Below are 15,181 nucleotides of genomic sequence, written 5' to 3'. Positions count from 1 at the left end.
ATTGTGAACTCACCTCGGAACTGCTCGGTCGGCCTGTGGCCGGGAGCGACCGGTGCCGGACAGCCCGACCGTCGCTATCACGCCGGCGTCCGGGAACGCCTGTCGACTACGTACCGAAAGCGGTCGCGTCGGCATCTCAGTCCGCCTCCGAATCGACGGCGACGCGGCCGAGATAGTGCCACCGGTAGTGACCATCCTCGTCGTCCATCCCTGGCTCCCACTGGACGCGGTAGGCGAACGGTCCCTGGGCCTGTCCCGTCTCCTCTGGGCGTTCGACAATGACGCTCGTGTACGCCTCGTGGTCGTGGATGCGGACGATGTCCTCGCCCTCCCGTGGCTCGATTGCGTCTGTCAGCCGGGACCGCTCGCCGAGCAACCGCTGTGCGTACTCGATGGTCGCGCGCAGCTGTCGGTCGCTACTCGCTTCGAGAGCGTCTTTGACCGCGTCTGGCACGTCGTCGGGCTGGCTGTGGTTCATCTGTTGTATCACCGATTGGTTGTCGGCACTGACGGCGACGGCCGACCAGCCGTTACCCAGTCGTCTTTTTCGATACGGTATAAATCTGTGCTTTCAGATTTTGAAGCGAAAATTTATACCCACTCAATACAGAAATAGCGAAACAGAAACGATGATAACAGGTGTCCTCCGCTCGGCGATGCCGGCCGAGCAGCTCGAAGACAGGGATTAATTATGAGCCCTCGTCGTAGCCTAGGTATGGAATATCGCGCCGACGAAATCGACAAGCGCATCCTCTACTATCTCGCGCAGGACGCCCGGAACACGTCGGCACCCGCGATTGCCGAGGAGATGCAGGTGACGGCGGCGACGATTCGCAACCGGATACGCCAGCTCGAAGAGGAGGGCGTCGTCCGGGCCTATCCCGCCGACATCGATTACGAGCGCATCGACGGCCACGTCACCTACCAGTTCAGGTGTACCGCGCCGATTCCGGACCGCGACCGCTTCGCGAAGGCCGCCCTCGACATCTCCGGGGTCGTGCGGGTCCGCGAGCTGATGACGGGACACGCGAACCTGGCGGTCACCGCCGTCGGGTCGGACACGAACGACATCAGCCGAATCGCCGGTGACCTCTCGGATCTTGGCCTCGACATCGAAGACGAGAGCGTCATCGAGGGCGAGTACCACCACCCGTACCACGCGTTTGGTCCCGAAGACGCCCCGACGGGACCGTCGCTGACCGACTTCATGGACCTCGCTGGCGCTGCCGAGGTCGTCGAGTTCACCGTCTCGGACGGCGCGGAGATTGCCGGCATGACAATCGAATCGGCCGTCAGCGAGGGGTTGCTTGCCGACGAGATGCTCGTCGTCGGCATCGAACGCGATGGGGACATCCTCACGCCGAAAGGCGAGGCCGAGATTCGGGCCGGCGACGTAGTCTCGCTGTTCTCGAAGACGCCCCTCGAACGGGAGGCGCTGGATGTCTTCGGAACGGAGTAGGTAACTCACGCGTCCGGCCGCCCGGTCGCGCCGTGGTCGAAAGCTGTTTGCGTTCGGCAGGGATACCCTTCTCTATGAGTCTCGACGACTTGACGGCAGATGTCGAACAGTCCTACAGCGACCTCGGCGAGGAACTCGACGTGACACTGGACCGCGAGACGCGCAACGAACTCGCCATGCTCACGGCGGCGCTCGACCCAGAGGACGCGGACGAACTGGTCCGCCGGGCGGTGCATCTGCTCTTTCAGACGACCGTCGAGACCGGCCAACTCGATTTCAATCTCCGCCAGGAGTTCGACGTGACCTACGACGAGTACCTCAACGGGATGACCTTCGAGGAGATGACCGGCGGCCAGTTCCCCCAGGCACAGCAAAACGACGACCGACGCTACCAGTTCTGAGTCGGGCCACGGCTGCCCCGTGTCTGCTCGCAACCACAACAATATTGACCACAGGAACCAACCAGACCGACATGGCACGGTCTGAAGATATGTCGCGAGAGACGAGCGTAGCCGCCGAGTCCGGAGGAATATGAAGAACCGGCTCGGCGTCAACCCACAGGTCATCGCGCTGGCGCTCGCACGGATGTCCGAGTCGGTCGGCAACTCCTTTCTCATCGTCGTCTTGCCGCTGTTTATCGCCAGCGACTTTGTCTCCGGCAACGCCTTCGGACTGACCGAGGTCGCAATCACCGGCATCGTCCTCTCGCTGTTTGGCTTTGTCAACAGCCCGCTCCAGCCCTTTACCGGTCGGCTCTCGGACCGAACCGGACGGCGCAAGATATTCGTCCTCTTCGGGCTCGTCCTCATCGCGGCGGCGAGTTTCGCGTACTCGCTGGCGTCGTCGTACTGGCATCTCCTGGGGTTGCGCGTCCTCCAGGGCATCGCCGGCGCGTTCATCATCCCGACGACGGTCGCGCTGGTCAACGACCTCGCCGCAGAGGGCAACCGCGGCGGCAACATGGGCACCTACAACACGTTCCGGCTGGTCGGCTTCGGTGTCGGCCCCATCGCTGCCGGCGGCGTCGTCGATGCCGGCCCATACTCGCTGTCGCTGGGTGGGATATCGGTCACGTTCTCGGGCTATGACGCCGCGTTCTATTTCGCCGCCTGTACCGCTACGGTCGCCTTCCTTCTGGTGACGATACTCATCCGTGACCCGGACATCGAGACCACCGACGGCGACGACGATTCGGGCGGTATCGCCGTCTTCGACCAGTCTGGCGAGCAACTGCTCGACCCGGTCTTCGCACTCGGCGTTATCTCGTTTTTCATGGCTGTCGGCATCGCTATCTTCGCCACGCTCGGCGATATTGTCAATGCGAAACTCGACCAGGGGCCGACCATGTTCGGCCTCCAGTTTTCCGCGTTCGTCCTCGCACAGATTCTGCTCCAGGCTCCTATCGGGCGGGCGACTGACTTCTACGGGCGGCGCGTGTTCATCCTCGCTGGCACGGTGTTACTGGTGCCGACGACGCTCGCACAGGGGCTCATCCCCGAGATCGCACTGTTTGGCGGACTCGCGCCAGACTCGTGGCTGATGTTCGGGGCGCGCTTCTTCCAGGGGGCCGCCGGTGCGATGGTGTTCGCGCCGGCGCTCGCACTTGCCGGCGACATCGCGCCCGACGACCGCTCGGGGTCGACGCTGTCGGTGTTGACGATGGCCTTTGGCTTTGGCGTCGCCTTCGGCCCGCTCATCTCCGGCTTTCTGGTCGCCTGGGGGTTCGTGGTGCCGTTTGCCGTCGCCGCGTTCCTCGCCGCCGCCGGCGTCGTCCTCGCACTGACACAAGTCGAGGAGGTCATCACGCCACAGCGGACCATCCCGCTGGTCGGGTAACTCGTCACGAGCCGTAAGAGGTTTTAGGCTGCTTGACTGACCACTCAGTCAATGAGCGAGGAGGAACCGCTCGGAGCCGACGACATCATGGACGCGGTGTACCAGGCCCTCCGGGACAACGGGTACGCCGAACTGACGATGCAGGATATCGCTGACGAGTGCGACAAGAGTACCTCACTGTTGCACTATCACTACGACACGAAAGAGGACCTGCTCGTCGCGTTTCTCGACCAGATGTTGGCGGATTACGAGGAAAAAATGGAGTGTCGAGCCGACCAGCCGCCGGTTGACCGACTGGTCGAGTTCGTCGCTCGCTTCGTGTTCGCACCCGACGACACCGAGCGCGCCTCTTTCCACCTCGCCTTGCTGGAGATGCGGTCGCAGGGACCGTTCAACGACCGCATCCGCACGTCGCTGCGCCGGAGCGACGAACTGCTCCGGGACACGCTCGAAGAGACGCTCGAAGACGGTATCGACGACGGCGTTCTCAAACCAGTCGACACCGAGGCGACGGCGGCGCTGTTTGTCGCGATGCTCGACGGCGCTCGCACGCGCCAGGTCACGCTCAACGAGGGCGGCGACGACGAGGTCGGCTACACCAGAACCGTCGCCGAACAGGCGCTCGAACGCCTCGTCGACCCGCTGCTCGAAGACGGCGTCGACCGACCGTCGCTGGACGACGCACTCGAATCGATTCACGACTGACACGGTCAGCCCCCTTGCCGACTGGCGGCTGTCTCCTGGTAGACGACCGACTGCATGACGCTCCCACCCCCACTCTCGTGGCTGTTCGCGTTCGTGGTGGCTCCCCTCCGCCGCGCGAGCCGCTGGCTCGTCGATACCGTCCCAAACCCGGTTCGACTCGGCATCCTCTGGATTGGCCTCGGGCTCGTCCGCCTGGGACTCATCGACCGAGACCGCGCAGAGAAGACGACCGAACTCGCCTGGCCCCGCGTGCTGACGGGTATCGCCCGGATGTCGAAAAACGCGGTCGACGTGGCGATGGTCGGCGTAGCCGTCGGCACCTCGGCGGTCGCTGGCGTCGGTTTCGCCAGCCCGTTCTGGGGGCTCGCCTTCTCGCTCGGTGGGGGTATCGCCGGCGGAACTATCGCGCTGGTGTCTCAGCGCTTCGGGGCCGATGCCCACGACGAACTCGGCCGGGCAGTCCGCTCCAGTGTCTTCCTCGCGGTCGTCTCGACGGTGCCGCTCTCGGTGTTGTTCTGGTTGTATCCCGAACAGCTCATCTCGGTGCTCACGAGCAACGACGAGGCGCTGGCCGAAGGTGCGACCTACTTGCAGGTAGTCGGGTTCGGCATCCCCTTCGCGGCGCTGAACCTCGTCGCGAGCCGTGTCCTCGTCGGCTGTGACGACGCCTTCACAGCGATGCAGATTCGGGCCGGCGGCGCAGTCGCGAACATCGTCCTCAACGCCGTTTTCATCTTCGGCTTCGGCTGGGGAGTCGCCGGCGCGGCGATGGGGACGGTCGTCTCGAACGTGGCGGCCACCACCGCGTTCACGCTCGGACTCGTCTGGGGACGGTTCCCCGGTGTCGGAGAGTTCCCGGTCACGCTTGCTCCTTTTGGCAGCTACACCGACACCGGTATGATTCGCGACCTCGTCGAAATCGGGACGCCGGTGGCGCTCCGAAACTTGGTCTGGACCACCTTCCAGTTCCCGATGCTCGGTATCCTCGACATCTTTGGCGAGAACACGGTCGCCGGCTGGGTCATCGCCCGGCGCATCTGGGGGGTGATGAACACACCCGGCTGGGGCTTCGGGCTCGCTTCCTCCAGCCTCGTTGGACAGGCGCTCGGCCAGAACAACGAACGTGAGGCCGAAGCCTACGGCCGAGATATCATCCGCTTTGCCGTCGCGACCTACTTCGTCTCCGCGCTCATCGTCGCCGTCTCCGCCGAACAGCTCGTCCAGTTATTTGCCGACAGTCCGACGAGCCCGGAGATACCGATTGCGCGTGACCTGGTCTATGCGGCCTGTTTTGCCATCATCTTCCAGGGCGTCTCGGGGGCCTCGGCAGGCCCGCTCGATGCCAGTGGCGATACTCGTATTCCCTTCGTCAGCCAGTTCATCGGCCAGTATCTCGGCTCGATTCCACTTGCGTATCTCGGCGCTGGCGGCGACATTCCAGCGATTACTGTGCCGGTCGTCGGCGTGACAACGCCGGAGGTCGTACTTCCGACCCTCGGACTCTGGGGACTGTATCTCGCGTTCGTCTCGGAGACGGCCATCCCGGCAGCAATCAACTACTGGCGGTTCCGGACCAACAAGTGGATGCGGATAAGTCAGGCCTACCGTCCGGAAGCCGCCGGCGGCGACGCCGACAGGGCCGATACGTCTACCGCACCACAGAAGGATGACTAGATGTGACGGTGGTGAGTCCCGGTGAGGGTCGACCGACAGCGGCTGTTCGCGCTCTGGCGGCAGGTCACGTCGCTCTCCTGGCCTGTGATGGTCGAACAGGTCTCGCGGACGCTGATGCGGACGACCGATATTTTCGTCACGGCGCTGTTCTCGCCGCTTGCGGTCGCCGCAATCGGACTCGCAGACCTCTATGCTCGGTTTCCGCTGCGCATCGGGCTGGGGATGGGTGCGGGCGCGATTGCGCTGTCGAGCCAGGACACCGGCAGCGACGCGACGGCAAACCGCGACGAAGCCGTCACGCAGGCGCTTCTCATCGGCTTTCTCGCCGGGATTCCTTTCGCCGTCTTCGGTGTCACCCTCGGCGAGGAGGCGATTGCTATCCTCGGTATCTGGGCCGAACAGGACCAGATGGCAGACGTTGCGGATCTCGGTGGTACCTATCTCGCGGTCGTCTTTCTGACTGCACCCGCAAGACACGTCGCGCTCATCGGTGCACGTGCGCTTCAGGGGACTGGCGACACCCGAACGCCCATGTACGTCAACCTCACCTCGAACGGCCTCAACATCGTCCTGTCGCTGGTGCTCGGTCTCGGGCTGTTCGGTGCCCCACGGCTCGAAATCGTCGGCGTCGGCATCGCCACGGCCTTTGGCAACGTCTTCACCGCGTCGGCGTTCGTGCTGGCAATCGCAACCGACTGGACGCCGGCTGCGTTCACATACCCCCGACGGCTGGTCATCGCCAAACAGCTGTTCGTTGTCTCGGCCCCGAAAGTCGCTGAGGGGATGGTCGCCACCGCCGTCGAGTTTCCGTTTAACGCCCTGTTGCTCTCTTTCGGTGCCGAGGTCAACGCCGGCTATCAGATTGGCCGCCGCGTCTACCAGCAGGTGACCAGTCCTCTGGGCAGGGGTCTCAACACCGGAGCCAGTATCGTCGTCGGACAGGCCCTCGGCGAAGGGAAACCGGGTGAAGCGCGGTACAACGGTTGGGCGACCGCGGCGCTCGGACTGGTCTCTGTCGGCACAATCGGACTCCTGTTGGCTGTCTTCGCCGAACCGCTTGCGGGTCTGTTCACCGACGACCCCGATACGCTCCCAACCGCCGTCGGTTTCACCGTCGCCTACGGGCTCGCGGCACCGGCGACGGTGCTGTATATTACGCTCTCTGGCTCTCTTCAGGGCGGCAGCGACACCACGACCCCATTCATCGCTCGCACCGTCGGTCTCGTGGTCTTTTTCCTCGGTTTTTCGTATCTGTCGAGTGTCGTCTTCGGCTGGGGTGTCGTCGGCATCTACGCCGGTATCGTCCTCTACTACGTCTCGGCGCTGTGTATCGTCGTCGTCGGCTTCCAGTACGGTGACTGGGCGGCCCGGGCGACGGATATGATGGAAGACCGGGGCAGTCTGACGACCGACGATTGACTGGTATGACTGTCGAACGCGCTGTTATTCGCGCAGTCGGCCGGCGACGATGAGGACGGCGGCCCCGGCCGCTGTGACGCCGGCCACCGTCGGGACGAGTTGTCCGGAGCCCCACTCCCAGCCGAGCACTTGCGTCCCGACGACCGCGACAGCGGCCACGGGCAAGCCGACGACCGTTTCCACGGACGAGTTGGTGCGGTACATACTCCCGGTAGTGCTCTCCCGATATATCAACTGCGTGTTTTGTTTCTCAGACAGGACTAGCGGCCGACGGCCACGCAGGCGACACTGCCCGGAGATCGGGCCGTAGTTTCAATACCGTCGCACCCGATGATGACGATAGATGAGTGACGCACCGCCCCCGGCCGCGGTGTTCGGCCTGCTGTCCGACGAGATACGCGTGGACATTCTGGAGGCGATTGCCGTCGCCGAAGCCGAGACGGAGACACGGAGTTCGGGGCGGACCGAGCTCGCGTTCTCGGACATCTACGAACGGGTCGATGTCGACAACACCTCGAAGCTCTCCTATCACCTCGGCGAACTTGTCGGGCCGTTCCTCAGGAAGACAGACGCCGGCTACTCGTTCACGCACGCTGGCGAGAAGTTCGTTCGGATGATACTCGCGGACAACTACGAGCACCTGCCGGCGTTCGATCCCGTGACGATAGACGGGCACTGTATGTACTGCGACAGTACGGAACTCGAAGCGAGTCTCAGGTTCCAGTTTTTCATCGTCACCTGTCGGAACTGCGAGCGCGCCCTCTCGGGACATCCCATAGCGCCGACCCTGGTTCGGGCCCACGACGGCGACGAACTCGTCGACAGAGTTGCCAGCAAGATGGCTCTCGATTACAGACAGATACGAAACGGACTCTGTGTCGCCTGCACTGGTGACCTCTCGACGACTGTCATCGACACCGAGGGGCTCCCTGTCGAAGACATCCACTCATTTCTCGTCAGAGACGAGTGTAACCACTGCCTGCGGGAGTACAACGGACCGATGGCCTACGGCGTCGCCTACCACCCCGCATCCATCGCGTTCCACTGGGAACACGGCATCGACCTGAGTACTAGGGGAATGTGGGAGCTACACGAGTTTGCGGCCCAGTGGACCGCGGAACAACTGTCCGACGACCCTGCCGAGTACAGAGTCGTTCTGTCCCACGACTCGGACGAACTCCGCTTTTATCTCGATGCTGATGCGCGCGTCACCCGAACCGAACGCGTCCGAGGCAGAACCGTCGATTAGCCGTTAACGTATAGATATTACTACAAAAACCGCGTTTACCCTCTCTATGCCAGATCGACGATACTCGGAAAGACCAGCTGAAATACCGATATAGCCCGCCAATCTACTCAAGTGAGATTTTGTGACGGTTCTGTTAATATATAAAATATTCGATAGTACTTATATGGATCACTCCTCTCTGTTCTGGCACGATGATACGACGCGTATTCGACAGGCTCGTCGATCTGGTGACGACCCACAACAGGGTCGTCATCCTCGTGATGGTCTTGTTGACCGCCGGGATGGTGGTCGGGATGGGGCAGTTGGACACCGAGAGCCAGGCGGAGCAGGACGACCTGTTCCCGGAGACAGCGGCATCGACTGCAGCCGACTATATCGAAGAGAACTACCGCAACGACAATCAGACGGCGGTTTCGGCCGTCTACGTCCGCGACCAATCGGGGAACGCTCTCTCGAAAGGGAGCCTGCTTGAGTCCATCGAGTACCAACAGGCAGTTCTCGACAACGACTCGGTCGCCGGAACGCTCGTGGGTGAGCCACACAGTATCGCCAGCGCCGTCGCGACGACCCTCGCTGGCGAGGGGGGCTCACTCGACGAGCAGCGGGCGACGCTCGATGCCGCGAGCGCCGAGGCGGTCGAGAACGCCATCGAAGCAACACTATCTGCCGATGACAGCGACCTGCTCGGTTTGTTACCCGACAGCTACGAACCGGGAACGGCGAGCGCAGAGAGCACGCGGCTGCTGTTCCAGTTCGCGTCCGAGGAGGGCCCGCCGAGCGACGCACAGCACGCACTCTTTGCCGAAGCCGGAGGCCGGCCGGGGTATTTCACGCTCGGTGAACACGCCGCGAGCGAGGCGAGCGCACAGCTCAACGAGAACACGATGCAACTCGTCGTCCCGATTGCGCTGGTGCTCGTCCTCGGCGTACTTGCAGTCACGTACCGGAATATTGTCGACGTCATCGTCGGTCTCGTCGGCGTCCTCGTGTCGGTGCTGTGGATGTTCGGAATTCTCGGGTGGCTCGGTATCGGTGCCGGGATGACGATGATAATCGGGCCGGTGTTGATTACGGGGCTGAGTATCGACTTCAGCTTCCACGTCTTCAACCGATACAGAGAGCAACGCGGCCCAGACGACGGCATCAGGGAATCGATGAACCGCGGCGTCCGTTCGGTTGCCGTCGCTCTCGGCCTGGTAACGGTCACCGCCGCAATCGGCTTCCTCTCGAACGTCGTCAACCCGGTGGGGACGATTCGGAACCTCGGTGTCGGCATCACGCTCGGCGTGGCTTCGGCCCTCGTCGTGTTCACGACGCTCGTGCCAGCGTTGAAAATCAGTATCGACGGCACGCTCGAACGGGTCGGCATCGACAGGCACGCCGACCCACTCGGACACGGAGCGCTCGTCGGCCCGGCGCTCCGGAGTGCCGTCGTCCTCGCGAAACGCGCAGCACCGGTGGTGCTCGTCGTCGCGGTGATAGCCGGTGCCGCCGGCGGTGTCGCCTGGACGACGCTCGACGAGGAGAACTTCCAGCAACAGACCGAGCCCGCCGCCGAGTGGAAACAGCAACTCCCCGGCCCTCTCGCCTGGGAGGACCCCGAATTCAACCGGAACCAGCAGTACGTCCAGTCGTCGTTCAGCGCGGTCGCTGCCGACCAGAGCGCGCGGTTCCAGCTACTCGTCGAGGGCGACGTGACCGCCGACGACGCACTCGATACGGTGAGCGAGGCGACTGGCTCGGGGGCATTCACGCCCCAGAACCCGTCGACGGAACGACTGTCGCCGATGACAGTGATACGGTCGGTCGCGGCCGAAGACGCCGACTTCGCCGAGACCGTCGCCGACGCCGATACGAACGGTGACGGAGTCCCCGACACCGGGCTTGAGACGGTGTACGACCACCTCTATGCCGTTGCACCCGAACGGGCGGGCCAGGTCGTCGAGCGGGCAGACGGGGAGTACCGTTCGCTGCGCGCTGTCGGACCTGCCGAGAGCGCTGGCTTCGGTGACGACCGGACAGAGGACATACAGGCGATGGCTGCCGACATCGACGCCCAGCACTCGGCGCTGACGGCGACCGCCGTGAGTAACGCTATCGTCATGGACGCCGGCCTCGACGAGGTCACTGACGGCATCCTCCGCGTACTGGTACTCGCACTCGCTGCGGTTTCGGCCGGGCTCGTCGTCGTCTTCCGGTCTATCCACGACAGTGCCGCTGTCGGTGCCGTGACCGCGCTTCCGATTACGCTCGTCACCGGGCTCGTCGTCGGCGGGATGGCCGTCCTCGATGTCCCCCTGACGCTGCTGACGGCGCTGTTGATGAGCCTCGTCGTCGGCCTCGGCATCGACTACAACATCCATATCACCGACCGGTTCCTGCAGGAACTCGACCACGGGCAGTCGGGCTTCGACGCGCTCGAAACCGCGGTGACCGGTACCGGGGGTGCGCTGTTCGGCAGCGCGCTTAGCTCCGGCGGCGCCTTCTTGGCACTGCTTATACACCCACACCCGCAAATCGAGAGCTTCGGTCTGCTCGTCGTTCTCGCGTTGTTTGCCGCGTTCCTCGTCAGTGTCTTCGTCCTCCCCAGCGCGCTCGCTCTCTGGTGGCACCACAGCGGGACCGAACCACAGCCAGCACAGTCCACAGAGCCCGCCGCGACCGACTGAGCTGTCCTCGAACCACGACACATCGGCATATGTATACAGAAAATTACAACAAAAACGCAGCCGAGTCGCCACCTTCTGCCCCTGAGCCACCCGGGAAGCGACGGGTGTTGGTACTCGGGCATACCGTTGCTGGCTGTCTTCTCGCGACGCTGCTCGATGCCAGTGGCGTCGAGACGGCGGTTGCACCGACCGAGGGGGGCGGCTGCTTGGAACCGAGACTCCCCGCGACGGTCGGCCGTGCCGAACCCCTCGATGGACTCGACAGCAACCGACTTGGCGTCCGTGTCCAGAAGGACGACGGCGAGACGGCATACTACGACTTGGTGGTCGATGCGACCGGCGACCGTCTCGACGGCCGGGACCGCCCCCGGGTCGCCGTCGTCTCCCCTGTCGCTGGAGGATCGGTTCGAGCGACGGCGGTGGGACTCGGAGCAGTCGCCGCGCTGGTCGACGCGCTCTGTGCCTCTGAGTCGGTCACGCTCGCCCTCGAACGATACCGACGGCGGCGCGAGACTCTCCGGGGCAGTATTTAGTGTTTCCCGGCTCACTTCGGTCTATGGTGGCCTCTACCGACGTTCTCGACGGTATCGTCCACGAACCGACCCAGACCGAGGGGCGCGGCGTCGATTTGACCGTCTCCGAGGTCTACGAGATTACTGGCCCCGGGCGCGTCGATTTCGGCGGCGGCGAACTCGAAGCCGCCGAGTTGTCCCCCCACGAGAGCGGGAAACGAAACGCCGACGACGACTACGAGTGGTGGACACTCGATGCCGGGCAGTACCTGCTCGAATACAACGAGTCGATTGCCGCCGAGGCGGCGACGGTGACCCTCCAGACCAGAGACGAACTCTTGGCGCGTGGGGCGTTCCATCCGACGCTCCGGCTCACGACCCTCGACCGCGTTCCCCTCTCTGTGGGGGGTGCCGGCCTGACACTCAAGGAGAACGCTCGCGTCTCTACCGTCGTCGACATCGAGCGGTAGCCGGCGGTTCGACGCCAACCAGGTTGGGTACGGTCGCGGACCGCTGGCCGGTGCCCGGTCACAGCGACGGTCGGGGTATCGAGCCGAAATTTACTCCCGATATGGTCACGAATCACGAGTAATGACTGACGCTGTCATCGTCGACGCGGTCCGGACGCCACAGGCACGCAAAGACGGCGGGCTGGCAGAGACTTACCCCGAGGACCTCGTCGTCACGGTCCTCTCGGCGCTGGAAGAACGCACCGGCGTCCCGGCAGCCGAGTGGGACGACTTCCGGCTCGGCTGTGCGAATCAGGAGAACGAACAGGGACGCAACCTCGCCAGACAGTCGCTGCTCGCCGGTGGCTTTCCCGAGTCGGTACCCGGAGCGACGCTGACCCGGCTGTGTGGCTCCTCGCTGACGGCGCTGGTCGATGCGGCCCGAGCGGTCGAAGCGGGCGACGGCGACGTGGTCCCGGTCGCCGGCGTCGAGCACATGAGCCGTGTGCCGTTTTCGGACTGGCTCCACCCGGGTATCGAGAAGCGGTACGACGCCGACGAGTTGCCGATGGGCGCGACGGCCGAGCGCGTGGCTCGCGAACACGACATCAGTCGGGAGGAACAGGACCGATTTGCTCTGCGCTCACACGAGCGCGCAGTCGAGGCCCGTGATTCAGGCCGGTTCGACGACGAAATCGTCCCTGTCGAGACTGACGACGGGACCGTCGAAACTGACGAAGGGCCACGGGAGTCGACATCGATGGACGCGCTCGCAGACCTGCCGACGGTCTTTGCCGACGACGACGCCGCGACAGTCACACCGGGCAACGCCTCGCCGCTGACCGACGGTGCAGCGGGGATGCTCGTCACCAGTGCGGCGTACGCCCGCGAACACGACCTCGATATTCTCGCCCGGGTCCACTCCCGCGGTGTCGCGGGTGTCGACCCACGGGTTATGGGGACTGGGCCGGTGCCAGCGACCAGAGAGGCACTTGCCGGTACTGACCTCGCTGTCGAGGACCTCGACCTCGTGGAGTTGAACGAGGCGTTTGCCTCACAGAGTATCTACTGTCGGCGCGAACTCGGGATACCGTCCGACCGGCTGAACGTCAACGGCGGCGCAATTGCGCTCGGCCATCCGCTGGGCTGTTCGGGAGCGCGCATCACGACGACGCTACTACACGAACTCCGCCGACGCGAGGGCCAGTTCGGACTGGCGACGATGTGTGTCGGCTTCGGGCAGGGTGTCGCCGCGGTGTTCGAGCGCCCTGCGTGAAACATAGTTTTTTGAACGACCGTCGGGAAGATACTGCTATGGCCGGTAGTGGCAGTGATGATGTGGGTCACATCGACGACGAGCTGCTTCGCCAGGTCTACGATTCGGTCGATACCAGCCTACTGCTCTACGACCACGACGCGGATGCGATACTCGGCTGTAACGACACGGCCTGTGACCTGCTCGGATACTCCCATGACCAATTACAAGAGTGCTCGCTGGCTGAGCTTGACTCGGCTGTTGCGCCTGCTACGGAGGCGACTCTCTGTGAGCAGGTTCAGCAGACGGCAACGGCGGGCGACCAGACCTTCGAGTGGGCGATGAGCACCAGTGACGGCGAACCGGTTCCAGTCACGCTCAGTACGGCGACCCTGTCTGTAGCAGATGGCACCGTCATACTTCTCGAAGTTAGCGACCTCCGAGAACAGACGTTTCGCGGCCAGGGCGGGCGTATTGACATCCTCGACCGGATGACTGACGCCTTCTTTGCCCTCGACGGTAATCGGCGGTTTACGTATCTCAACGAGCAGGCCCACGAGATAATCCGTGAGGCCATCGGAGCGGACCTCTCGTTCACCGACCTGCAGGGACGACGCATCTGGGACGAGATTCCCGAGATAGTCGGGACGCGATTTTACGAAAAATACGAACAGGCCTTCGAGACCGGTGAGACGGCTACCTTCGAGGCCTATTACGAACCACTCGACACCTGGTTCGAGGTGAATGTCTACCCCTCGGAGACGGGGCTGTCTGTCTTCTTCCAAGATGTCACCGAGAAACGCCGCGCCATCGACGAACTGGAAGACACCGTCGAGGTTCTGCACGACCTGTACGTGCTTGGGTCCGACAGCGGCTACTCCTTCGAGTACCGACTCGACCGGATACTCGAACTCGGCTGTCGCCGTCTCGACCTCCCGTACGGCTTTCTCACCCAGATTACCGACGAGACACAGCTCATCGAAGCCTCTCGCGGGGACCACGAGCTTCTCCAGCCCGGCGAGCAGTGTCCGCTCGAGGAGTCGTACTGCAGGCGGACAATCGAGTCTGACGGCCTGCTCGCCGTCTTCGACGCCCTCGCCGACGGGTGGGGTGACGACCCGGCGTACGACACCTTCCAGCTCGGCTGTTATCTCGGCGGAAAAATAATCGTCAACGACGAACTCTACGGGACCCTCTGTTTCGCGTCGGACTCCCCTCGGTCCCGTGACTTTACCGAGAGCGAACGAACGTTCGTCGAGCTCGCCTCCCGCTGGGTCGGCTACGAAATCGAACGCCAGCAGTACCGCACGGAGCTCGAACGACAGAACCAGCGTCTCGGCGAGTTCGCCAATCTCGTCTCACACGACCTGCGAAACCCGCTAAACGCGGCGAACACGCAGCTCGAACTCGTCGAACAGGAGCACAGCGACGAGCACGTCGAGGCCGTCGGGCGCGCCCTCGACAGGATGGAAGCCATCATCACCGACCTGCTGACCCTCGCCAGAGAGGGCGATACCTCGATTGACCTGACGACGGTCTCGCTGCCGGAGCTCGTCGACCGCTGCTGGGAGCGGGTCGCGGGACCGGACTCGACGCTGACCGTCCAGACCGACCGGGAGATATACGCCGACGACCACCGCCTCCAGCGGCTGTTCGAGAACCTCCTCCGGAACGCCCACGAGCACGCAAGCCGTGACGTGACTGTCACCGTCGGTGACCTCCCAGACGGGTTCTACATCGACGATGACGGCCCGGGAATCCCGCCCGCAGAGCGCGACCAGGTGTTCGAGGTCGGCTACTCGACGGCCGAGGACGGGACCGGGTTCGGTCTCCACATCGTCGAGACGATAGTCGAAGCTCACGACTGGGAGATAACCATCACTGACGGAACCGAGGGCGGCGCACGGTTCGAGGTTACCGGCGTCGAGTTAGCCGACCCCTGGCAGGGCTGACC

15 protein-coding genes are annotated in these 15,181 nt (G+C 63.7%); 12 read left to right on the top strand and 3 right to left on the bottom strand.

What is annotated here, in order from left to right; all coding sequences use genetic code 11:
• Nucleotides 1–9: 9 nt before the first annotated feature.
• A complete protein-coding gene (locus BLR34_RS17505; protein ID WP_281240903.1) occupies nucleotides 10–135 on the bottom strand; it encodes a hypothetical protein in 126 nt (41 codons plus the stop codon).
• A gap of 1 nt (nucleotide 136) precedes the next feature.
• The gene (locus BLR34_RS06940) at nucleotides 137–478 is read right to left on the bottom strand and encodes a hypothetical protein (RefSeq protein WP_092701137.1); all 342 of its coding nucleotides are present in this window, start codon (nucleotides 476–478) and stop codon (nucleotides 137–139) included.
• Between the two features lie 237 nt (nucleotides 479–715).
• On the opposite strand from BLR34_RS06940, the gene BLR34_RS06935 reads away from it, so the two are divergent.
• From BLR34_RS06935 to BLR34_RS06910, 6 genes are all read left to right on the top strand, one after another.
• Nucleotides 716–1,459 (top strand): Lrp/AsnC family transcriptional regulator, encoded by a 744-nt coding sequence (locus BLR34_RS06935; RefSeq protein WP_092701133.1) that lies wholly within the window; start codon nucleotides 716–718, stop codon nucleotides 1,457–1,459.
• A 74-nt stretch (nucleotides 1,460–1,533) separates the two neighbouring features.
• A complete protein-coding gene (locus BLR34_RS06930) occupies nucleotides 1,534–1,860 on the top strand; it encodes a ribbon-helix-helix protein (RefSeq protein WP_092701130.1) in 327 nt (108 codons plus the stop codon).
• A gap of 130 nt (nucleotides 1,861–1,990) precedes the next feature.
• On the top strand, nucleotides 1,991–3,295 hold the full coding sequence (locus BLR34_RS06925) for an MFS transporter (protein ID WP_092701127.1): 1,305 nt from the start codon (nucleotides 1,991–1,993) through the stop codon (nucleotides 3,293–3,295).
• A gap of 51 nt (nucleotides 3,296–3,346) precedes the next feature.
• Entirely contained in the window at nucleotides 3,347–4,000 is a 654-nt protein-coding gene (locus BLR34_RS06920; protein WP_092701124.1) for a TetR/AcrR family transcriptional regulator, read from the top strand.
• 54 nt (nucleotides 4,001–4,054) lie between these two features.
• Complete coding sequence (locus BLR34_RS06915) at nucleotides 4,055–5,674, top strand: MATE family efflux transporter (protein WP_092701121.1); 1,620 nt, start codon at nucleotides 4,055–4,057, stop codon at nucleotides 5,672–5,674.
• Between the two features lie 87 nt (nucleotides 5,675–5,761).
• Nucleotides 5,762–7,093, top strand: a complete 1,332-nt coding sequence (locus tag BLR34_RS06910) for an MATE family efflux transporter (RefSeq protein WP_092701268.1) — start codon at nucleotides 5,762–5,764, stop codon at nucleotides 7,091–7,093.
• A 24-nt stretch (nucleotides 7,094–7,117) separates the two neighbouring features.
• Here the strand turns inward: BLR34_RS06910 and BLR34_RS06905 are convergent, their stop codons facing one another.
• Nucleotides 7,118–7,297, bottom strand: a complete 180-nt coding sequence (locus BLR34_RS06905) for a multidrug transporter (protein WP_092701118.1) — start codon at nucleotides 7,295–7,297, stop codon at nucleotides 7,118–7,120.
• A gap of 139 nt (nucleotides 7,298–7,436) precedes the next feature.
• Between BLR34_RS06905 and BLR34_RS06900 the strand changes: the two genes are divergently transcribed.
• From BLR34_RS06900 to BLR34_RS06875, 6 genes are all read left to right on the top strand, one after another.
• The gene (locus BLR34_RS06900; protein WP_092701115.1) at nucleotides 7,437–8,342 is read left to right on the top strand and encodes a DUF7351 domain-containing protein; all 906 of its coding nucleotides are present in this window, start codon (nucleotides 7,437–7,439) and stop codon (nucleotides 8,340–8,342) included.
• Nucleotides 8,343–8,533: 191 nt separating this feature from the next.
• Entirely contained in the window at nucleotides 8,534–11,011 is a 2,478-nt protein-coding gene (locus tag BLR34_RS06895; RefSeq protein ID WP_092701112.1) for an efflux RND transporter permease subunit, read from the top strand.
• 29 nt (nucleotides 11,012–11,040) lie between these two features.
• Complete coding sequence (locus BLR34_RS06890) at nucleotides 11,041–11,544, top strand: hypothetical protein (RefSeq protein WP_143414136.1); 504 nt, start codon at nucleotides 11,041–11,043, stop codon at nucleotides 11,542–11,544.
• A 23-nt stretch (nucleotides 11,545–11,567) separates the two neighbouring features.
• On the top strand, nucleotides 11,568–11,993 hold the full coding sequence (locus tag BLR34_RS06885) for a dCTP deaminase/dUTPase family protein (RefSeq protein WP_092701106.1): 426 nt from the start codon (nucleotides 11,568–11,570) through the stop codon (nucleotides 11,991–11,993).
• Nucleotides 11,994–12,114: 121 nt separating this feature from the next.
• Complete coding sequence (locus tag BLR34_RS06880) at nucleotides 12,115–13,248, top strand: thiolase family protein (RefSeq protein WP_092701103.1); 1,134 nt, start codon at nucleotides 12,115–12,117, stop codon at nucleotides 13,246–13,248.
• A 38-nt stretch (nucleotides 13,249–13,286) separates the two neighbouring features.
• A complete protein-coding gene (locus BLR34_RS06875) occupies nucleotides 13,287–15,179 on the top strand; it encodes an ATP-binding protein (protein WP_092701100.1) in 1,893 nt (630 codons plus the stop codon).
• Nucleotides 15,180–15,181 lie beyond the last annotated feature (2 nt).

The organism is Halovenus aranensis (assembly GCF_900100385.1).
Classification (GTDB): domain Archaea; phylum Halobacteriota; class Halobacteria; order Halobacteriales; family Haloarculaceae; genus Halovenus; species Halovenus aranensis.
This window is presented reverse-complemented; position numbering and strand designations above follow the sequence as displayed.